Raw genomic sequence first — 20643 nt, 5'->3', positions numbered from 1 at the left:
ATACTTTACCTTGTATTTTACCATCAACATGTTTACTTATTACTTCTTCATTTTTATCTTTATAATAATATTCTCCATTTGATATATTATTTATAAAATTTAATTTAATAATATTATTATCAGATTTATATATATATTTTCCATTTTTTAAATTATCTTTATAATTAAATTCTTGATGCTCATTATCTTTCTTATTAGTAATTGTTAATTTACCTTGTAAATAACCATTATCATATTTTCCTTTTACAACAGAACCATCAGCAAGTTCTATGTATAGTTTGCCATTTTTATTACCATCTTTATTTTTATTTACTTTCTCTAAAACTTTATTGATTTCTACATTTTTATCATTAACAAATGTAATTTCATTTATTTTTGTTATAATATTGTAAGCACTTGAATATGTTATAGTTGGTATTATAATCAAAAATATGTATATAATATTTTTTATTTTAAAATACTTAAATTTCATTTTATTGCCTTTCTTTATTTAAAATTATATTAATTTATATATTAACACAAATTTAATTTGAAATTTTCATTTTTTGTATATATTTATTTATTTCTAATTCCTTCTAAAAAGTCCGTTTTAAATTTCAAGTCATTTTTATTACCTTCCAAAGTTTTAATGTTTTCTCCAACAATTCCAAATTTATGTTTTTCATATGCTCCGTCATATATACTTTCATTTATATATTTTTTACCATCTGCATTCAGAGATTGATTTCTATATATTATTCCTTTTTTTATTTCTAATATTTCTTTTATTTTACCAAATCTAGTTGTTTTTTTTATTAATAATCCATTTTCAAATGTTGCTAATTCATATATTGCCCCAAATTTTGATTCAAAGTCTCCATTTTTTTTACCATTTTTATAATTGCCAAAAATAGTAAGATTAGAACTCTTTTTAATATATTTACCATCTTTTAAATCATTTTTATAATTAACTATAACATTATATTTCTCATTATCCTTAAATTCAGTAATATTAGATTTTCCATTAAGTTTTCCTTTTTCAAAGGTATAATAACCTTCTTCTATAATGGTATTTTTTGTATATTCTTTATAGTAAACTTTACCAGTAATATAACCATCTACATATCTATATTTATATTCTTTCGTTATTCCATCAAAAGAAAATTTTGAATAATGTTCTCCATTTTTCTCGCTACTATCAACTACAAAACCCATAATTCCAAAATATTCAAATATACTTTCCTTTGACTTATATCTTTCAACAAAATCTTCCATATTTTTATATATCTTTTTTTTACCTTTTATAAGGGCAACAACATTTCCTATTTGAATATCTTTTACAAAAGTCATATATATTATATCTTTATTAGGTAAAACCAATTCAACTTGACCGTTATAACCATCATCTTCAACCCATTTTTTTATAGTCCCGTCTATAAATATTATCTTCATATTACCTTCAAGTTTATTCTGATTATAATTTAAATAATATCGTTTTCCATTTACATTTTTTATAAATTCAACACCATTTTTTTGACCATATATACTAACATAATTACCCTCAATACCATCAATTTTATAACTTACTTTACCATTTACAACATCATTTTTATATTCTTTTTTTGTATAATCTCCCTTACTTGTTTTTAATAAATAGGTTCCATTTTTCAAATTATTTTTATACTCATATATTTCTATAATTTCATTATTTTTAGTGCTTATTTTCAAATCACCATTTAATTCTCCATCTATATATTTTCCTACTATCTTAGTTCCATCAACAAGTTCTATATATAGTTCCCCATCTTTATTACCATCTTTATTTTTATTTACTTTTTCTATTTTTTTGTTCACTTCTAAACCACTTTTTAAATTTATAAATTTTACTTCATTCATTTTTGTGATAACATTATGTGCTGAATATGATGCAAAACTTAAAAATATAAATATTAAAATTTGTATTATTCTTTTCATTTTTTCTCTTTTCTATTTTTTATCATAAATCCAATAAGATAAATGTGGCTCTTCTAAAATATGTTTACACCCTTTATATTTTGGGGAATATTTTTCATCAGCAACCATATCTTAATTCATATATTATTTTTTAAATCCAACCCTGCTCTTCGGCTACTTCCTTTACATCGGCTCTTAATTCTTCTATTGCATCTAATGGTAATTTCTTTTTCTCTAATAATATATCTAAACTTCTATCTAACATTTTATATATTAATATTTGTCTTCCTAAGTCATCTTTACTATCAAATTCTTCATAATCTATTTGTAGTCTAAAATCCATATTTTTTTTCTTTTTCGAATAAATTGTTCTCTCTGTATATCCATGATTTTTCATGTTCATTATTATAGAAATACAATCCCATCCTTCTAAGTATTCTTCTAACACATATTTTTTTTTATTTATTTTTTCATTTATTACTTTTTCTACATAAATTAATGATAATCTAAGTTTTTCACTTATACTTGAACTAACTTCTGCCGACATCCATAATTTCATTATTATTCTCCTAATGTTTTAAAACTAACAATTAAATGCTAGTCTATAATTTACTTAATCCTTTTGTTTTGAATATGGTAATAAAAGTTCATATAATTTAATTGCATTTTTATAATATATACTATTTTTATCTTCGCTAAAAATTTCCATGTCTCTTTTTAAAACCATAATATAGTTTAGACCAAAACTATTTTTATAATCTACATCTGCCCCTTTATCAAGCAAAATTTTTATTTTTTCATATTTAACACTCTTATCTTTATTAACAAAATTTAAAATTGCAAATAACAATAAAGTATTTCCTAAATAATTTCTCCAGTTTACATCAAAATCATATTTTATAATTTCATCATAAAATTTATATTCTTTTCTAACAATAATATAATATATAATTGGTTTTTTATCATTTATAAGATAATCCAAATTAATTTTATTAGTTTCTAATAAAAATTTAAATATTTTTAATCCTTCTTTTTTATTCAGATTGTTTAAAGCATAGATTAATATATCGTTTGGTATATTATCTTTATTAAAATATTCTAAAAATTTTTCAAATGACCCTCTTTCTGCTGCCTCAAAAATATTATTTATTTTAGTTTCTTTATTTAAATTAACAATTACTTCTCTTTTTTTAGCTTTATTTTTTCCACTTTTTTTGGAATATGAATAAACTAAATTATAAAATTCTTCTCCATATATATCTTTATAATCAAATAATGTTTTTCCAAATTTATTTACATTGTCTACATCTGATCCTGCATCTAATAAAATTTTAATTTTTTCTAAATTTATACTTCTATCTTCATTTTTAAAATTAGAAGCAGCATTATGTAAAGGAATATTTCCATACTTATTTCTTATATTAATATCTACATCATATTTAAGTATTTCTTCTAAAAATTCATAATATGGGTAATTACATATAATATGCATAATACTACTTTTGTTATGACAATAATTCAAATCTATTTTTCTTGCCTCTAAAATTGTTTTAAACATTTTAAATCCTTCTTCTCTATTTTCATTGTAAAATGCTAAAAATAATATCTCTTCTGGCAAGTCTTCTTTATCAAAATATTTTATAAAATCTTCCCATGTTCCATACTTTGCCGCCATTTTTATATCATTTATTTTCATAAAAATCCTTTCTTTATTTATCATATTTTCTACTTCTATTTGTATATAAATGATTTAACCTTTTCATTATGATAAAATTAGAACTATGTTTTATTACTTAACTTCTAAATGTGATATATCTATATGATATTCTACTGCATCTTTTCTATAATCCGTTATTATATATTTACCTTTGTTTTTTATTAAACTATTTCCTATATAAACTGATTGTCCCTTAAATAATTGTTGCATATTTTTTAAAAAGGCTCTTTTTAAGCCTGCAAATAATTTCTTTGCATGCTTTTTAGGATATACATCTGTTATATATGATTTTCTTACAACATCTTTTTCTACTAAATCTATACCACCTTCATTATAGAATAATACGCAATCTTGTAAATTAGCTAAACAATATTTTGTTTCTCCATTGTATAAATCTATTTTTCTCATAGATATATCGTTATCTTTAAAAAATATTCCATACATTCTTCCACCTTCACCCAAACCTTCTTTATATCCATACCATCTTGTTCCTATGCCAGGAATCTCTTCAATTGAATTGTATACTACTGGTTCAAGGCTATATTGGTGTCCATATAAAACATATTTTAATCCTCCAACTTTTTTTTCATATTGTTTTATTGCTTCTATATAATCTTCTTTTAGTGCATAATAATACATTTGACTCATTTTTTTCTCCTATTTTTTTATATAAATCATTTTATTGTATGTTATTTTAAAATTTAGGTACTATTTAATTTAAATGATAACATAAAAATTTTTTATTATAGAGTATACCTATCTTAAGTAATTAAGCAAAAGAACACATACCTTAATATTTTCACTTTTGTGCTATTAGTACATGTTCTTTTAATATTTTGCTTTCAAAAAACATTTTAATAATAGATATATTACCATTTTTTTCAAGCCTTTAATAAATACTTATATAAAGTTAAATTTTAATATCTTAATTCATATATTATTTTTTAAATCCACCCTTGCTCTTTGGCTACTTCCTTTACATCGGCTCTTAATTCTTCTATTGCATCTAATGGTAATTTCTTTTTCTCTAATAATATATCTAAACTTCTATCTAACATTTCATATATTAATCTTTGTCTTCCTAAATCATCTGTATTATCAAATTCTTCATAATCTATTTGTAATCTAAAATCCATATCTTTTTTCTTTTTCGAATAAATTGTTCTTTCTATATATTCATGATTTTTCATGTTCATTATTATAGAAATACAATCCCATCCTTCTAAGTATTCTTCTAACATATATTTTTTTTTATTTATTTTTTCATTTATTACTTTTTCTACATAATTTCTTGCTAATCTTAACTTATCTCCTATACCTACACTATATTCTGATGACATCCATAATTTCATACTTAATTCCCTCTTTCTTAATGATTATTCATATTGTATTCTGGTCTTAAATCATTCTCTATTCATTTTTTCACTTTTGAAATTACTATGTTCTTTAAAATATCAATTCCACATAATCATTCTAAATAGTTCAGGATAAAATACTTATATATTAACTTTATCTTAAATAACTTCAAAATTATAAATAAAAAATGTTATATAATTTTTGAGAAAATCAAAATATTTAAAATTTACTTTCATTTATTTTCTCCCATTATATTAAAATTAAATTCTCTAAAATTATGATTTCTTTTTAACTTCTCAAGTATCATTTTAGCTTCTGCTTCATCAATATTAATTGCAAATTTTATAGTTTTCATACCATAATCAAATTTAATTCTTCCAAATTGACTTGTAATAGTATGAATATTATAATATGCAGCTGGTGAAGAAAAGTTTCTAACAACAGATATATCTTTTATTTCTCTTATTTCATATTCTTTTTTTAAATTTATAAACCATATTTTTTTTGAAATTTTTAAATTACCATTTTCAACAATAATTAGTTCATACCCAAATAAAAACCAATTTAAAATTCCAAAAGCAAATAAGCCCCCAAATGTCCATGCAATTACCCATACTGACACAAAAATTTTATCAAATGAATCAATATCACTATTAAAAAATATTGTACTCAATGCAAAAGTTTCCCCCAAAAACCAACCAATTAACCACACACAAAGAAATATTATTGCAAATATACTTTTTTTTGATGGTATTTTAATTTCTAAAATGTCATCAAATTCCCTAATTATTGCTCTACCTGCAAATTCTGCTTCCATAATAAACTATCCCCCTTTTAAATTTTAATAACTTGTAACTATTTTAAAATTAAATTCTCTAAAATTATGATTTCTCTTTAATTTTTCAAGTATCATTTTTGCTTCTGCTTCATCAATATCACTTGCAAATTTTATAGTTTTCATTCCATAATCAAATTTAATTTTTTGATTTTCAAATGGAATAAAATCTTCATCATTATATGGCAATGTATTTTGGATAATAGCCATATTTTTTATTTCTATTATTTTGTATTCTCTTTTTCTATTTATTAAGCCTGCTTTTTTTGAAATTTTTAAATTTCCATTTTCAACAGTAATAAGTTCATAACCAAACAACTTATAAATTGAAATATATATTATAAATACTCCCCCTACTGTCCAACTAGGTAATTTTACTGATATGGAATTTTTCGCAAATAAATCACTATAACTATTAGAAAAAAAACTACTTAGTGCAAAAATTTCAACAATTAACCACAAAATAACCAAAAAAAGTATAAATATTATTTCAAATATTTTCTTTCTTGATGGTATTTTAATTTCTAAAATATCATCATATTCTCTAATTATTGCTCTACCTGTAAATTTTTCTTCCATAATAAACTATCTCCTTTTTAAATTTTATAGTTTTCATACCATAATCAATTCAATTCTTTCAAATTGACTTATAATAGTATAAGTATGCAGCTAGTATAGGAAAGTTTCTAATGATAAGTATATCTTTTATATTTCTTGTTTCACATTCTTTTTTTAAAGCCTATACAATATTGAATTTATATTTAGCTTATCTTCAATCTTGCTAATAGCAAAACTCTTATTTCCAGCATCCTTTATTGATGAACCAATATGATAGCAAACACTCTCATCAAGTATCATAAATCTATCATGAAATGTATCTATATGATGAACTGCCAAACTATGATATTGTAAATTAAATTTCTTTATATCATTTTCAGTTAAATTACTTTTCTTAGTTGTGTAAATATCAACCTTTACTCCATTTTTCTTTTTAGCAAGTATGTTAAGAGTGTCTACACCGACATAATTATCTATCAAAATAATGCTTTTATCAGCTTGTTTAACTATATCTACAAGCAAAGAAAATGCATCATAAATTTGTCCATTAAAAAATATTTTTTGTGATATTTCTTTTGTTTCTGCAATATATTTAAAGACTTTTTCAAATTTTTTATCAGTATTTTTTTGATATTCTAATTGTTTTAATTCAACTCTATCTAGTCTAGAAAAGATTTCTCCATTATTTACTAAAAATTTTCGCATTTCAACAAAAGTTCTCATAATAGCAATACTTACTTTAGTTGCAATATCACTTCTTAACACAGATGAAAGCATTGCAATTCCAGACTCTGTAAATATATAAGGTTTGCTACCACCTAAGTGTTGTTTTGAAGGTATCACATTTTGTGATACCAATAAATCTATTTCATTATCATTCAATATAAACATAAAATCATCAGGGAATTTTTCAATATTTCTTTTAACTGCTTGTTTTAAAGCTCTATTTTCTACTTGATACAAAACCGCTAAATCTCTATCTAGCATTACTTGCTTCCCTCTAATAGTATAAATAAGATTTTTTATTTGATTAGAATTTATTTCTACTAAAGTATTAGATATTTCATCATCGATAATATCATTTTGAACTTTGCTAGTATTATCAATAAGAACTTCTTTTTTTCTCTTTTATTAAATTGTTTATCTACAAATTTAGTATCCATTTTCCCACCTTTTTTCGATATAATAAAATATTATAATACTCTTTAATTATTGATTTTCATATGAATTCATCTTCCATAATGAACTGTTTTCTTTCTAATTTTTTTATACGCTGCTTATTTTAAATTTAAATTATTCTATTGTCAATTTTCTAGAAATACCACATTCTGATTTAAAAAGTTGATTTCCTACAAGAATTTTTGAATCTGGTTCTGGAAAAAATACATTTATATATAATTTATTTCCATCAACTTCAAAATTATCAATAAAAAAGTAAATATTATTTTTAGATTCAACTTTTAATATATTATCATTTATATCAATAAAATATTTTTTATTTTTTAAAAATGGTAAATTAATAAATATATACATTATTATTAACCATATAAGACTATACTCTGATAACAACATAAAAATTACTGTAAAAATATATATAATATAATTTATATTTCCCATATAATCTTTTATTGTAGAACTGTAACTAACTTGTATTATACACTTATTTTTAATATTTATATTAATTTTTTTACTCAATTTATCTAAAATTTCTTCATAATTAACTACATTAGGTAAAAATATTGCGTTAGTCATATTACTAAAATATTGAATATTATGAAATGTGTTAAAAAATGAAACTTCTGTTCTTTTAGGTTCATAATTTAAACTAATATTTTTACTTGAAAATAAATTATCAGTTATATTAATCATTTTTATATTGCTATATTTTAATTTAAAAACCAATTTCCCTTTTATTATATGTAATTCATTCTCTAAAAAATATATTTCTAAATTTAATTTAAATTTTATATAAATATATGATATTATTAAATTTATTATTAATAAAAAAATTAAGAACATAAAAAATATATACATTATTTTTATAGTTAATATAAACATAATTATTACTAATGAAATTTTAAAAATAGATAATTTTTGTATATCAAAAAACTTAAATTTTATTTTCATGTTATCATACCTCATAAATATTAATGTTCTATTTTTAAAATTCTTGCTATATTCCCATCAATTACAAACCTAGAATTTTTTATAGGAATTTTTGAATTTACTATACCTTTGTATATTGTTATATCTATTTCATTATCAATAATTTCAAAATTATTTATAAAAAAATATATTTCATTTTTAGACACAACTTTTAATATTTCATTTCCAATATTGGCTAAATAATTATTATTCTTTAAAAATCGAATACTAAACAATATATAAATTGGAATTACGATAAATAAATTTAAATTTATGAAATCAATAATTGACATAATTACTGTAAAATATAAATAAAGTCTCATTTGTGCCAAATATTCTTTTATAGAGTATTTATAACTTATTTTTGTTGTACATTTTTCTTTAAAATCAATATTTATTTTTTCACTCAGTTTTTCTAAAATTTCATCATGATTAATTACATTAGGTAATGTTATTGCATTTGCCATTATTACATCTACTATATAGCCAAAATTAATTAAATCGCTAAATATAACCCAAAATATAAAACCTGTTTCTCTTGGTCTATAATTTAAACTAATATTCTTTGTTCCAAATATATTATTTGATATTTTAACCATTTTTATATCCCTATATTTTAACTTTAAACTTCTTTTACCTTTTATTAAATGTAATTCATTTTCTAAAAATTCAATCTTAAAATCAAGAGTAAATGATAATACTAAATAAGCTATAACTGTATTAAATACTAATAAAAATAACAATAATAATGCATATACCAAAACATTATTTTTTATAATTGGTAATAATATTAAAAGCAATAAACATGCCTTTAAAATATAGTTTTTTGGGAAATCAAAATATTTAAAGTTTATTTTCATTTATTTTCTCCCATTATATTAAAATTAAATTCTCTAAAATTATTATTTCTCTTTAACTTTTCAAGAATCATTTTAGCCTCTGCTTCATCAATATCAATTGCAAATTTTATAGTTTTCATGCCATAATCAAATTTAATTCTTCCAAATTTACTTGTAATAGTATAAATATTATAATATGCAGCTCGTGAAGGAAAGTTTTTAACAACAGATATATCTTTTATTTCTCTTATTTTGTATTCTTTTTTTAAATTCAAAAACCACATTTTTTTTGAAACTTTTAAATTACCATTTTCAACTATAATAAGTTCATAACCAAATAAAATCCAGTTTAAAATTCCTAAAATAAATAAAACCAACATTATATCACTAATTAACTTCACTAACACAAAAACTTTATCAAATAAATCTATACCACCATTGAAAAATATTAATTTTAAAAATCCACCAAAAACCCAACTAATCAAAGCTAAAAAAACCAAATATTATCATATATATCCTCTTTTTTATAGGTATTTTAATTTCTAAAATATCATCATATTCTCTAATTATTGCTCTACCTGAAAATTTATCTTCCATAATAATTTAAACTCCTTTCAGTTTTTAATATTATTTTTTATAGTTAGTAATAATTGCAAAATTATATTCCCTGAAATTATGATTTCTCTTTAATTTTTCAACAATCATTTTAGCTTCTATTTCATTAATATTATAACCAAATTTAACAGTTTTCATATTGTAATCAAATTTAATTTCTCCAAATCTTTCAACAATAGATTGTGTTTCTATATATAATGTTCCAATTCTAGTAAGAGATATATCTTTTATTTCTCTTGTTTTATATTCTTTTTTTATACTTATAAATCCTATTTTTTTTATAATTTTTAGATTTCCATTTCCAACAATAATAAGTTCATAACCAATTAAAAACCAGGATAAAATTATTAATATAAATAAACCTATTATTGTCCAAATAACTGTCCACACCAACATAATAATTTTTGCGGATAAATAAATATCATTACTAAAAAAAATTATCTTTAATGCAAAAATTTCACTATGAAACCAACTAATTAAAATTACAAAAAGAATTAATATTGGCAATATTTTTCTTGCAGGTATTTTAATTTTTAAAATATCATCATACTCTCTAACTACTGCTCTTCCTATAAATTCTGATTTCATAATATTTTTCTCCTTTTATTTAAACCATAATGAATTTCAAAGTTGTAGATGTCTTTATTAGGCCATATCTATATATCTTTATATATATTTTATTTTCATTGATTTCAAAATTATCTATAAAAAATGTTATATCATTCTTTGATGCAACTTTTAATATATACCCATTTATATCAATAAAATATTCTCTATTTTTTAAAATTGGTAAATTAGAAAAAATAACTATTACTATTAGCCATAATAAATTATATCCTAATAATAAAATAAAAATAACTATAAAAAATAATAAAACTCCACTTAGGCTATCTACATAATTATTTATTGATAGCTTATAACTAACTTGTATTTTACAATTACTTTTAATATCTAAATTAGTTTTCTCACTTAATTTTTCTAAAATTTCTCCGCAATTAATTACATTAGGTAACAACATTAATCCTCTATTAAGATTAGTTGATAATGAAAACCCTAAAAAAAAGATATAGAAAAATACTGGTAAAAAACCTACATTAATACCTCTTAATACATAATTTAGGCTAATATTTTTAGTTCCAAATATATTATCCGTAATCTTTATAACTTTTATATCACTATATCTCAATTTAAAAACTACATCTTTCCTGAATCTACTCCTTTTTATTATATGTAATTCATTTTCTAAAAAAATTACTTCTATTTTCAAAAAATAAGTTATACATATATAAGATATAATAAGATTAAGTATAAATAAAATTATTAAACCTAACACAAAAATATATGTTTTTGTAATAGTCGGAATTAATAAAATAAATAATAATATATATCTAGGAATAGCTAATTTTGGAATATCCAAAATTTTAAATTTTATTTTCATGCTATTACCTTCTCAAACATTTTTTATGGCTTAAACGCTATAATTTTCCCCTTTTTTATGTATTTTTTCAAATCAACTTTATGACCCCATTTTGATAAATATTCTTTTGTTAAATCTTCTTCTATAACTATATATGGATTAAATCCTATTTCTTTTAAAATTTCTTTTAACTTCTCCGAAGTTATTGAACCACCAATTCAAGTGGCATGAAAAATAGGATCATTTTTTATATCATGTGGCAATTCATTAACCTGAACTATATCTGAAATTGATATTCTCCCACCTGGTTTCAATACCCTAAAAATCTCAGAATAAACTTTTTTCTTATCATCACATAAATTTATAACACAATTAGATATTACACAATCTATTGTTTCATTATCTATTTTTAAATTATCTATATCAGATTGTATAAATTTAGTATTTGTAAAATTTTTCTTTTCACTTATATTTGTTGCTTTCTCAACCATTTCAGCAAGTCTATCAACACCAATTACTAGACCTTTATCACCAACAACTCTTGATGCTTTAAAAACATCTATGCCTTTTCCTGACCCTAAATCTAGTACAATTTCTCCTTTTTTTAAATTAGAATTTTCAATAGGATTACCACACCCAAGTCCTAAATTAGCACCAGTTCTTATATCATCAATAGTATAACCTAAACTAAGAGCAATTTTTTTCTCTATTTCCTTACTATTTTTACCATCATTAATACTATCTTGCAATGCTATTTTTTTATAAAATTCATCAATATCATTTTTAAAATCTTTCATTAAAGCTCTAACTCCATCTCATTAAACCAAATATTCCTACAAACATATAAAAAACTTGTAGTGAAAAGAATGACCAACGTTTGTCAATTATTCCCCATACAGCGAAAAATAAGGCAGATAATTCCAAAAATATAAATCCGATTATTTCATTTCCAGTATTAGAAGCTATTGAAATAGCATATCCAACAGCTAATATAGAACCTAATGCTTCACAAATTGTGACAGTTTTTTTCTTGTTTATTTCCCATTTTTTCATAATTAAACTTATATGATATAGATATAATCTATAACATACTTCTCCTTTCTATATTTAACATAAATTATTTATAATTTCTTATTACCAACCTACTTTTTCAAATATTTTAGGACAAATTGCTTTCATACTTTCTGTATCATCTTCATTCCAATTAAATTCAAACTCATTTCTATTAAATGATGCTTTTGGCATATAATCATAAATAGATTTCCCTGTTTTCTTTTCAAAAACTTCTACTGCAACATAATCTAAACTTTCAAATTCAAACTCTCCCTCATTTTCTTGGTTAAAACATTCTGATAAACTATCAGGATTTTCTTTCGCTCTATAATAAGTATCTTTTCCTTTTGAAACTACCCAATTTTTAAAATAATCAAAGCCATCATCTGAACAACCACCATTCATTAAATATGCAGCACACCACATTTGGGAAGTATGTATGTTATTTGTTAAATCATTTAATCTTAATTTAAAACCTAATGTTTCCTGTATTGACATTTTACCAAGTTCTGATATTAAAAATTCTTTTTGTTCATCTATATTTTCAGTATTTTCAAGTGATAATTCAATGATATTCCAAAAAGTATCTTCATTTAATAATTCATTTTTTAAATTAAGTGATTTTTCTATACTTTTGCCTTTTTGTTCCTTAATTTTTCCTTTCATAAACATAAAAGTTGGCATATAATATGTAATTTTTTTATGCTCCCCTTCTAATAGTGAAACTATAATTTCATTTGAACCACATTCATTCATTCCCATATATTTAAAATAAATCTTTATTTTATATTTACCTGCTGGTAAATCAAAAAATGTTGTTCCCCATTTTTTCTTATGTTTTTCTCCATTTATTTCTATAACTGGTGTTACCAAATATAGAAAAAATGCCAATGGAAAAAAATTTGTCTTAATTTCTATTCCCGTTTTCATCCTTTATATTCTCCCTTATATTATTCTTTTTAAAATTATTATAAGTTTTTATATTATTTCTTTATAGTATGTTACCTTGATTTACTTGAAAAATCAATTTTAATTACAATAATTTATCATGAAATTCTTTAGAATATGTCTTAATGTCTATTATTTTACTATTATTTAAAGCATCTAATCCTTTAACTTTTATTTTATTTTCATTTATATCTATTATTTTCGCTACACAAATTAAAAGTGGATTAGGTCTATGTGGCGACCTACTTGAAAATACACCCATAATTTTCTTGTATCTAGGATGCATAGTTTGCAAAACATCTCTTTTAGATTTATCGGCAAAGTATATTACTTGTATATAGTCTCCTACTGCAAAATCTTTTGTTGCATCCATATATTTAGGGTGTATTGACATAATAAACTCTCTATCATCATGAAATGCTTGTCTAGGGGCTTGCTCATTAGTTTCATAACCATTTAATATTACACCAATTTCTTTTATTTCCATATTTTCTCCTATCTTTTCAATATTTTTTATATAAAAGTTTAATTATATCTCAAAAAAAGAATAGATTTTTTTCTCTATTCTTTAATTCACTTTAATGTATTTATCTCAAATTCTGTTTAAATATTAATTTTATTATTTATATATTTCTTTTCTATGTCCTATTTCAATTAAAATTATTATTAATTTTTTATCTTTTATTTCTGCTATAATTCTATAATTACCTACTCTATATCTCCATAAGCCTTGTAAAGTTCCATTTAATGGCTTACCATTTTTTCTGGGAAATTTTGTGTCTATTAAATTATTTATTAACCATTTTTTTATTAATTTCGCTTGATATTTATCTAATTTTTTTAAATCTTTTTTAGCTTTTTCAGTAAATTCTACTATATATTTTTCTTCCATTATATACCTAATTCTTCAAACACTGAACTTGCAGAATAAGTTTTTTCATTTTTGCTTTCTTGCCATAAATTATATATTCTTTTTTCATCTTCCATATCAAGTTCATCATCTAATTTATCTAATATTAAATCTCTTACAAATGAAGATACATTCATATTATGAATCTTTGAATACTCTTTAATTAATTTTAACTCTTTATCATCAAGTCTTAAAGATAATACTGCCATAAAAATCACCCCTTTTTTATTTGTCATATTTATATTACAATTATACTAGGTATTTTTTTTTATGTCAATAATTAATTTATTATATTCTCCCATAAGATGATAATGGGTATTCTATTTTATCTGTTTCATTTAAATATATTGCTGCTCCATATACAAAATTAGGGTTTCTAAGTAAGGCTCTACCCTCATATATTAAATCACAAGCATCACTTTGAAGTAAGTATTCACATAATCCATAATCAGTTAAAAGCCCAACTGCTGAACATTTTAAGTCATTTCTCTTTATATTTCTACTAAGTTTCGCTTGATAGCCTGAATAAACTTCCTCAGGTGCTCCACCTGTTACTATTCCGCCACTTGAAATATTATTAAATACTACTCCATCTTCTTTTGCCCATTTCAATATTTGTATAATATCATCTAAACTGTTCCCGTTTTCACTATATTCATCAGCAGATATTCTAACATGTATATCTATATCAACATTTTTTTTAATTTCTTTTATAATATCTCCTAAAAATTTATATCTTTTTTCTAAACTACCACCATATATATCGTTTCTTTTATTTGTTAGTGGAGATAAGAATTGACTAACTAAATAACCATGTGCTCCATGTATTTCAACAAAATCAAAACCTGCTTTTTTAGCAAGTACTGCACTATTAGTGTATTCAGATATTAACTTTTCTATTTCTGATATACTTAACTCTCTATTTCTATTTTCTATTACAGATGGTCCTATAATATCATCATAATCTTTATCTGCTTTTATACCAGCATGACTAATTTGTATTCCTATTACTGTATTATATTCATGCACTCTTTTAGTTAATTTAGAAAAAGCATGCATTTGTTCATCGTTATATAGTCCTAAATCTAATTTTCTTATACCACCTTTTTCATTTACCATAGTTGCTTCAACTATTATTCCTGCAACACCACCTAATGCTCTTGCAACATAATGGTCATAATGTTCATTTGTTAATACACCATTTTTAGTTTTGTTATGAAACATACACATTGGTGCCATAACTACTCTATTTTTAAATGTATTTCTACCTATTTTAATTTTACTTAATAATTTACTCATACTATCACATCCTTAACTCTTTTATTTTTACATATATTGAGAATTTAATTCTCCAAACAATAATAATGAAAAAACAAATATACTAAACATTTTCAATATTCTTTTCACATTTTCTCCTTTTTAATATTATATATTATATTTATACCATAATTTAAAAATTTTACAAGTATTACCTAAAAAATATTTATTATAATATAAAAAACTCACAGATTTAACTGAGAGTTTTTTTATCTATTCAAAATATTTAAGGTGTCTTTTTTGCAAATTCATATAGTTTTACATATTCATTTGCTGATTTTTCCCAAGAATTATCTATTTCAAAATTTTTCAATAATAATTCATTCCATATTTCTTTTTTATTAAAGTATATATCTTCTGCATATCTAATTGTATTTAACATGTCATCTGCATTATAGTTAGTGAATGAAAAACCATTTCCTTCATTTGTAACTTCATTATATGGCTTAACTGTATCTTTTAAACCACCTGTTTCCCTTACTAAAGGTATGCTTCCATATCTCATTGCTATCATTTGTGATAATCCACAAGGTTCATATCTTGAAGGCATTAAGAATAAATCAGTTCCTGCATACATTAAATTAGCCAATTCATCATTATATCCTATATATGCTTTAAATTTATCAGGGTATACATATTCTAAATGTCTAAAATAGTCTTCATAATGTCTATCTCCACAACCTAGTATTAAAACTTTTACATGGTCATATTTTAATATAGTTTGCATTCTAGCTTTTATTAAATCTAAACCTTTTCCTTCAACTAATCTACTAACCATTGTTATTATCATAGAATTGTCATCTTTAATATCAAAATAATCTAATAATTTTTTTCTATTTTTAGCCTTATACTCTTCAAAATTCCCTTCATAATGTTCTATATAGCCCATCACTTTTGGGTTGAAAAACTTATAGTCTATTCCATTTAATATACCATATATTTCTTTATTTCCAACTATATCTTCTAAGCCTTCTGCAAAATAAGGATGCTTTATTTCTTTCGCATAAGTTGGACTAACAGTATTTACTACGTCTGCATATTCTATACCTGTTTGCATAAAATTTATGCTTTCTTTTTGCATATCATAACCTAATTTTTTAAGTGAATAATTATTAAATTTACCTTGGTACATTAAGTTATGTATAGTATATACTACTCTTGTGTCCCAGAAAAATGGATCATGTTTATATCTAGTTTTTAAGAAATATGGAAATAGTCCTGTTTGCCAATCATTACAATGAACTATATCAACTTTCATTTCTCTTTTTTTCATAAATCTTAAAACTACTTCACAAAATGTTGCATATTGTACATCTTCATCCATATCTCCATAAAGATGACCTCTTTCATATAGATTTCTATTTTCTATAAAATAGTAGTTTATTCCTTTTTTAGGATAAGTAACTAAATTATATACTTCCCCATCCATTTCTATTGTATCAACATATTCTATATTTTCTAAATATTTTAATTTTATACTATCATATTTTGGTAAAATAACACTTACTTCATGTCCTAATTTACTCATTTTTTTAGGCAGTGCATATAATACATCTGCTAATCCACCTGTTTTAATAAATGGTACTGCTTCTGACCCTAAATACATTATATTCATCTTATAGTTTCACCACTTCCTATTTGTTTTCCACTATATATTTTTTGATTCGAAAATACTCTAACATTTCTTTCAATAATAACATTATCTTCTATAATTGAACCCTTACCTAAGACACTAATTCCTTTAAATAGTAGGTCTGGTTTTTCTTTATTCGGATTATAGTTATCTCCATGTCCTAATAAACAATACTTACCAATATAAACCTTTTTATCTATTATAACTGTATCTAAATGTGTATTTTCGTCTATATATGTATTTTCAAATATTATACTATTTCTTACAGTAGAACCGGCTCTAACTGTAACATTAGGTCCTAACACAGAATTTTCAACTCTACCTTCTATTTTACAACCATCACAAATAAGTGAATTTAATATACTTCCTGTAGCTCCTACCCTAACGGGTGCTGCATTTTTACTTTTAGTATATATTTTCCAATTTTCATCATACAAATTTATACCAACTTGTTCAGATTTTTTGATTAAATCCAAATTAGCTTCAAGATAAGAATCATAAGTTCCTACATCTTTCCAATATGCATCATAACTATGTAAAAATATTCTTTCATTTTCTTCTAACATTTTAGGTATTACATGTTTACCAAAATCTAAATCTTCTTCTTTTGCATTTTCTATATATTTTATTAAATCTTTTGTATTAAATATATATATACCCATAGATGCGAAATTACTCTTAGGACTTGCTGGTTTTTCTTCAAATGATAATATTTGTTTATTGTCATCGACCTCAAAAATTCCAAATCTACTTGCCTCTTCCCAAGGAACTGTTTTAGCTGCAATAGTTAAACTCGCATTATTTTTCATATGTTCGTCTAACATATATCTATAGTTCATTTTATAAATATGATCTCCTGATAATATTAACACATATTTAGGGTTATTAGATTTTATAAATCGTATATTTTGTCTAATAGCATCAGCAGTTCCCTGATACCATGATTGACCTTTTGTATTTTCATATGGCTGTAATAATGTAATGCTAGAATCTCTTCTATCTAAATCCCAAGGTTTACCAGCACCTATATGCTCATTTAATGATAAAGGTAAATATTGAGTTAGTAAAGCAACATTGTATATTCCAGAATTACTACAATTACTTAGCGAAAAATCTATAATTCTAAATTTACCTGCAAAAGGAACACTAGGTTTTACTCTATTTTCTGATAATATATCTAATCTAGAACCTCTGCCTCCAGCAAGTATCATTGCTAAAATTTCCATAAGAATTCCTCCTCTTTTTATTATAGTATAGTTTATCTCGCTTATTAATAGTTGTCAACTAATTTAAATTAAAAGAGCCTTTTTTTAGCTCTTTAAATTATTTTACTCTTTCACAATATATTTTATTTGTTATTTTTCCATTTTCTATTTTAGGTATAGATACTGGTAATTTACCATTTGTATCAATTCCTAATAAAACTGCTTCTATACTTGCAGGAATATTAGGACCAAACGATTTATTAGCAATATCTGTTTCAGTTGGATCTATTCCATTATACCCGTAGGCTATTAATATTTTATCATAATTAATATGATTTGATACATCATATGGCTTATTTATGCTGATAAATATTTTTTGTATTCCTTTTATATTTCCAACATAATTAGGAATCTTGGTTCTATAATTTTCATTTGATAATGCTTCTTCATCATTCATAGACCCATAAACTATTACTGTATCGTAATTTTTAGCAATATTTTCTATTTCTTCTTTAGTTGTTTCTTCATCGTATACTAAAAAATCATAAACCATATTAGAGATTTTATTTTCATTTCTTAATCTATTTATTGCAAAATCAGTAATTCCTTTTTGATATTTACTATTCCCCATAACTAGTAATTTTTCTATTTTCTTTAATTTATTATTCTTAACTATGGTAATAGCTGATAATGCTAAATCTCTTTCCAATTTTTTATTTTCAGAAGAACCTACAACTTCATTAATTTTTTCTAAATTTATTTTAGGTTTAACTATATTTTTTTCTTTTTTTAAAGTAATTATTCTATTATATGCTTTATCTATAGTTTCTTCCTTTATCTCTCCTTTTTTTACAGCTTCAACTAATTTATCTACTAAATTATCAAGTTTTTTTACGTCTTCTAAAGAATATAAATCTACTGGCATTAATAAAATATCTGCACCTGCATTTATAGACATTTTTAATGCTTCATACTCACTTATATTATCTGTTATAGCTTTCATTCCTTGAAGTGCATCAGTTACTATTATTCCTTTAAAACCTAATTTATTTCTTAAAATATCAGTTAATACTATTTTTGAAATAGTTGATGGCAATAATATTTCTTCTCCATTTTTTGATACTATGATATTTTTTTCTATTTGTGGCAGCTGAACATGTGCTGTCATTATCATATCTACATTATTTTCTATCGCCTTTTTAAATGGATAAAATTCTACTTTTTCTAGTTCTTCAAGATTTTTATTAACTACGGCTAATCCTATATGAGTATCTGTTTCAACATCTCCATGTCCTGGAAAATGTTTTGCAGTTGATATTATATTTTCACTTCTTAAACCTTTTATTAATTCAACTCCCATATCTGCGACCATTTCAGGACTTTCTCCAAAAGATCTTAGTCCTATTACTGGGTTTCTAGGATTGACATTTACATCTAATACTGGTGCAAAATTGGTATTTATTCCTAACACACTTAATTCTCTACCAATAGCTTGCCCAACTAAATAAGCATTGTTTTTGTCTTTAGTCGCTCCCAAAGCCATATTTCCTGGAAATCTTGTACCTTGATTTAATCTTGCAACTATACCACCTTCTTGATCTATAGCTATAAACATAGGATTTTTAGATGCTTTTTGTAATTCATAAATTAATTTTGCTGTTTGCTCATTATTTTGTAAATTTTGAGAAAATAGTATTATTCCCCCATAATTATGTTTTTTTATAACTTTTCTAACTTCTTCATTTATTACAATAAATGGTTTCTTCTCTTCTTCATTAACAGTTTTCCAATATCTAAAATCAGGCATAAGCATTGTTTCTATTTTACTTTTTAATGTGTTATCAGTTGAACAACCTAACATTGTACTTATCATAAAAATTATAGTTATGATTTTTTTCATAAAATTCCTCTTTCGTTATTTTGGTACTGTAAAGTATACAGCACTTTTTTTATTTATATAATTCATTTTATATATTGTTTTTATTGAGTTTGTATCACTTTTTGTATAAAAAAATTGTGATACCTCCCATTTTCTTGTATAATTGAATCGCAAAACACAACCAAGAAAGGGTGATATCACATGTCAATTATACAATGTTTTACTAATAATATTCAATACTTTAATTTAATTAATTCTAATTTAGAGCTTCAAGCTTCTATAAA

At 22.9% G+C, this 20643-nt stretch carries 24 protein-coding genes; all 24 read right to left on the bottom strand.

Annotated features, from left to right (window positions below; genetic code table 11):
• Positions 1 to 472, bottom strand: a 472-nt coding sequence (locus AWT72_RS04195) for a hypothetical protein (protein WP_371440137.1), incomplete at its 3' end; no start/stop codon positions are given.
• Positions 473 to 555: 83 nt separating this feature from the next.
• Positions 556 to 1953 (bottom strand): hypothetical protein, encoded by a 1398-nt coding sequence (locus AWT72_RS04190; protein WP_067141290.1) that lies wholly within the window; start codon positions 1951 to 1953, stop codon positions 556 to 558.
• Between the two features lie 130 nt (positions 1954 to 2083).
• Positions 2084 to 2491, bottom strand: coding sequence for an Imm44 family immunity protein (locus tag AWT72_RS04185; protein ID WP_067141287.1), 408 nt, complete (start codon positions 2489 to 2491; stop codon positions 2084 to 2086).
• 54 nt (positions 2492 to 2545) lie between these two features.
• Positions 2546 to 3628 (bottom strand): ankyrin repeat domain-containing protein, encoded by a 1083-nt coding sequence (locus AWT72_RS04180; RefSeq protein WP_197407608.1) that lies wholly within the window; start codon positions 3626 to 3628, stop codon positions 2546 to 2548.
• A gap of 93 nt (positions 3629 to 3721) precedes the next feature.
• Positions 3722 to 4297, bottom strand: a complete 576-nt coding sequence (locus AWT72_RS04175; protein ID WP_067141281.1) for a hypothetical protein — start codon at positions 4295 to 4297, stop codon at positions 3722 to 3724.
• 296 nt (positions 4298 to 4593) lie between these two features.
• Positions 4594 to 5001: an Imm44 family immunity protein gene (locus AWT72_RS04170; RefSeq protein ID WP_067141278.1), complete on the bottom strand. Its 408-nt coding sequence runs from the start codon at positions 4999 to 5001 to the stop codon at positions 4594 to 4596.
• Positions 5002 to 5237: 236 nt separating this feature from the next.
• A complete protein-coding gene (locus AWT72_RS04165) occupies positions 5238 to 5822 on the bottom strand; it encodes a hypothetical protein (protein ID WP_067141275.1) in 585 nt (194 codons plus the stop codon).
• Between the two features lie 24 nt (positions 5823 to 5846).
• Positions 5847 to 6419 carry a hypothetical protein gene (locus AWT72_RS04160; protein ID WP_067141272.1) on the bottom strand — a complete coding sequence of 191 codons (573 nt, stop codon included), beginning with the start codon at positions 6417 to 6419 and terminating at the stop codon, positions 5847 to 5849.
• A 153-nt stretch (positions 6420 to 6572) separates the two neighbouring features.
• Entirely contained in the window at positions 6573 to 7403 is an 831-nt protein-coding gene (locus tag AWT72_RS04155) for an ORF6N domain-containing protein (RefSeq protein ID WP_306765424.1), read from the bottom strand.
• Between the two features lie 288 nt (positions 7404 to 7691).
• Complete coding sequence (locus tag AWT72_RS04150) at positions 7692 to 8525, bottom strand: hypothetical protein (protein ID WP_067141265.1); 834 nt, start codon at positions 8523 to 8525, stop codon at positions 7692 to 7694.
• 20 nt (positions 8526 to 8545) lie between these two features.
• Positions 8546 to 9403, bottom strand: coding sequence for a hypothetical protein (locus AWT72_RS04145; RefSeq protein WP_067141263.1), 858 nt, complete (start codon positions 9401 to 9403; stop codon positions 8546 to 8548).
• On the bottom strand, positions 9400 to 9867 hold the full coding sequence (locus tag AWT72_RS04140) for a hypothetical protein (RefSeq protein WP_067141259.1): 468 nt from the start codon (positions 9865 to 9867) through the stop codon (positions 9400 to 9402). The genes AWT72_RS04145 and AWT72_RS04140 overlap by 4 nt, the downstream gene beginning before the upstream one ends.
• A gap of 142 nt (positions 9868 to 10009) precedes the next feature.
• A complete protein-coding gene (locus AWT72_RS04135; RefSeq protein WP_067141256.1) occupies positions 10010 to 10585 on the bottom strand; it encodes a hypothetical protein in 576 nt (191 codons plus the stop codon).
• A gap of 19 nt (positions 10586 to 10604) precedes the next feature.
• On the bottom strand, positions 10605 to 11435 hold the full coding sequence (locus AWT72_RS04130; RefSeq protein WP_067141253.1) for a hypothetical protein: 831 nt from the start codon (positions 11433 to 11435) through the stop codon (positions 10605 to 10607).
• A gap of 197 nt (positions 11436 to 11632) precedes the next feature.
• A complete protein-coding gene (locus tag AWT72_RS04125; RefSeq protein ID WP_067141250.1) occupies positions 11633 to 12211 on the bottom strand; it encodes a methyltransferase domain-containing protein in 579 nt (192 codons plus the stop codon).
• Positions 12212 to 12218: 7 nt separating this feature from the next.
• Positions 12219 to 12467 (bottom strand): hypothetical protein, encoded by a 249-nt coding sequence (locus tag AWT72_RS04120; RefSeq protein WP_197407606.1) that lies wholly within the window; start codon positions 12465 to 12467, stop codon positions 12219 to 12221.
• 81 nt (positions 12468 to 12548) lie between these two features.
• Positions 12549 to 13397 (bottom strand): DUF4240 domain-containing protein, encoded by an 849-nt coding sequence (locus AWT72_RS04115; protein ID WP_067141248.1) that lies wholly within the window; start codon positions 13395 to 13397, stop codon positions 12549 to 12551.
• Between the two features lie 103 nt (positions 13398 to 13500).
• Positions 13501 to 13902, bottom strand: a complete 402-nt coding sequence (gene tsaA, locus AWT72_RS04110) for a tRNA (N6-threonylcarbamoyladenosine(37)-N6)-methyltransferase TrmO (RefSeq protein WP_067141245.1) — start codon at positions 13900 to 13902, stop codon at positions 13501 to 13503.
• A 132-nt stretch (positions 13903 to 14034) separates the two neighbouring features.
• Positions 14035 to 14307, bottom strand: a complete 273-nt coding sequence (locus AWT72_RS04105; RefSeq protein WP_067141242.1) for a type II toxin-antitoxin system RelE family toxin — start codon at positions 14305 to 14307, stop codon at positions 14035 to 14037.
• On the bottom strand, positions 14307 to 14534 hold the full coding sequence (gene relB / locus AWT72_RS04100; protein WP_067141239.1) for a type II toxin-antitoxin system RelB family antitoxin: 228 nt from the start codon (positions 14532 to 14534) through the stop codon (positions 14307 to 14309). Before relB ends, AWT72_RS04105 begins: the two co-directional genes overlap by 1 nt.
• A 79-nt stretch (positions 14535 to 14613) precedes the next feature.
• Positions 14614 to 15624: an oxidoreductase gene (locus tag AWT72_RS04095; RefSeq protein WP_067141236.1), complete on the bottom strand. Its 1011-nt coding sequence runs from the start codon at positions 15622 to 15624 to the stop codon at positions 14614 to 14616.
• A 244-nt stretch (positions 15625 to 15868) separates the two neighbouring features.
• A complete protein-coding gene (locus AWT72_RS04090) occupies positions 15869 to 17257 on the bottom strand; it encodes a glycogen synthase (protein WP_067141233.1) in 1389 nt (462 codons plus the stop codon).
• Positions 17254 to 18501: a glucose-1-phosphate adenylyltransferase gene (locus AWT72_RS04085; protein WP_067141230.1), complete on the bottom strand. Its 1248-nt coding sequence runs from the start codon at positions 18499 to 18501 to the stop codon at positions 17254 to 17256. The genes AWT72_RS04090 and AWT72_RS04085 overlap by 4 nt, the downstream gene beginning before the upstream one ends.
• 97 nt (positions 18502 to 18598) lie before the next feature.
• Positions 18599 to 20380 carry a glycoside hydrolase family 3 protein gene (locus tag AWT72_RS04080; RefSeq protein WP_067141227.1) on the bottom strand — a complete coding sequence of 594 codons (1782 nt, stop codon included), beginning with the start codon at positions 20378 to 20380 and terminating at the stop codon, positions 18599 to 18601.
• Positions 20381 to 20643 lie beyond the last annotated feature (263 nt).

Source organism: Oceanivirga salmonicida (assembly GCF_001517915.1).
Classification (GTDB): domain Bacteria; phylum Fusobacteriota; class Fusobacteriia; order Fusobacteriales; family Leptotrichiaceae; genus Oceanivirga; species Oceanivirga salmonicida.
Note: the sequence above shows the minus strand (reverse complement) of the source record. Positions and strands in the feature narration are given on the sequence as shown.

Coding starts and splice junctions, on each gene's coding strand:
- AWT72_RS04185 (WP_067141287.1), bottom strand. CDS start 2,491: ATGAAATTATGGATGTCGGCAGAAGTTAGTTCAAGTATAAGTGAAAAA.
- AWT72_RS04105 (WP_067141242.1), bottom strand. CDS start 14,307: ATGGAAGAAAAATATATAGTAGAATTTACTGAAAAAGCTAAAAAAGAT.
- AWT72_RS04125 (WP_067141250.1), bottom strand. CDS start 12,211: ATGAAAGATTTTAAAAATGATATTGATGAATTTTATAAAAAAATAGCA.
- AWT72_RS04120 (WP_197407606.1), bottom strand. CDS start 12,467: ATGAAAAAATGGGAAATAAACAAGAAAAAAACTGTCACAATTTGTGAA.
- AWT72_RS04080 (WP_067141227.1), bottom strand. CDS start 20,380: ATGAAAAAAATCATAACTATAATTTTTATGATAAGTACAATGTTAGGT.
- AWT72_RS04090 (WP_067141233.1), bottom strand. CDS start 17,257: ATGAATATAATGTATTTAGGGTCAGAAGCAGTACCATTTATTAAAACA.
- AWT72_RS04170 (WP_067141278.1), bottom strand. CDS start 5,001: ATGAAATTATGGATGTCATCAGAATATAGTGTAGGTATAGGAGATAAG.
- AWT72_RS04145 (WP_067141263.1), bottom strand. CDS start 9,403: ATGAAAATAAACTTTAAATATTTTGATTTCCCAAAAAACTATATTTTA.
- AWT72_RS04190 (WP_067141290.1), bottom strand. CDS start 1,953: ATGAAAAGAATAATACAAATTTTAATATTTATATTTTTAAGTTTTGCA.
- AWT72_RS04130 (WP_067141253.1), bottom strand. CDS start 11,435: ATGAAAATAAAATTTAAAATTTTGGATATTCCAAAATTAGCTATTCCT.
- tsaA (WP_067141245.1), bottom strand. CDS start 13,902: ATGGAAATAAAAGAAATTGGTGTAATATTAAATGGTTATGAAACTAAT.
- AWT72_RS04165 (WP_067141275.1), bottom strand. CDS start 5,822: ATGGAAGCAGAATTTGCAGGTAGAGCAATAATTAGGGAATTTGATGAC.
- AWT72_RS04135 (WP_067141256.1), bottom strand. CDS start 10,585: ATGAAATCAGAATTTATAGGAAGAGCAGTAGTTAGAGAGTATGATGAT.
- AWT72_RS04115 (WP_067141248.1), bottom strand. CDS start 13,397: ATGAAAACGGGAATAGAAATTAAGACAAATTTTTTTCCATTGGCATTT.
- AWT72_RS04180 (WP_197407608.1), bottom strand. CDS start 3,628: ATGAAAATAAATGATATAAAAATGGCGGCAAAGTATGGAACATGGGAA.
- AWT72_RS04085 (WP_067141230.1), bottom strand. CDS start 18,501: ATGGAAATTTTAGCAATGATACTTGCTGGAGGCAGAGGTTCTAGATTA.
- AWT72_RS04175 (WP_067141281.1), bottom strand. CDS start 4,297: ATGAGTCAAATGTATTATTATGCACTAAAAGAAGATTATATAGAAGCA.
- AWT72_RS04095 (WP_067141236.1), bottom strand. CDS start 15,624: ATGAGTAAATTATTAAGTAAAATTAAAATAGGTAGAAATACATTTAAA.
- AWT72_RS04160 (WP_067141272.1), bottom strand. CDS start 6,419: ATGGAAGAAAAATTTACAGGTAGAGCAATAATTAGAGAATATGATGAT.
- relB (WP_067141239.1), bottom strand. CDS start 14,534: ATGGCAGTATTATCTTTAAGACTTGATGATAAAGAGTTAAAATTAATT.
- AWT72_RS04150 (WP_067141265.1), bottom strand. CDS start 8,525: ATGAAAATAAAATTTAAGTTTTTTGATATACAAAAATTATCTATTTTT.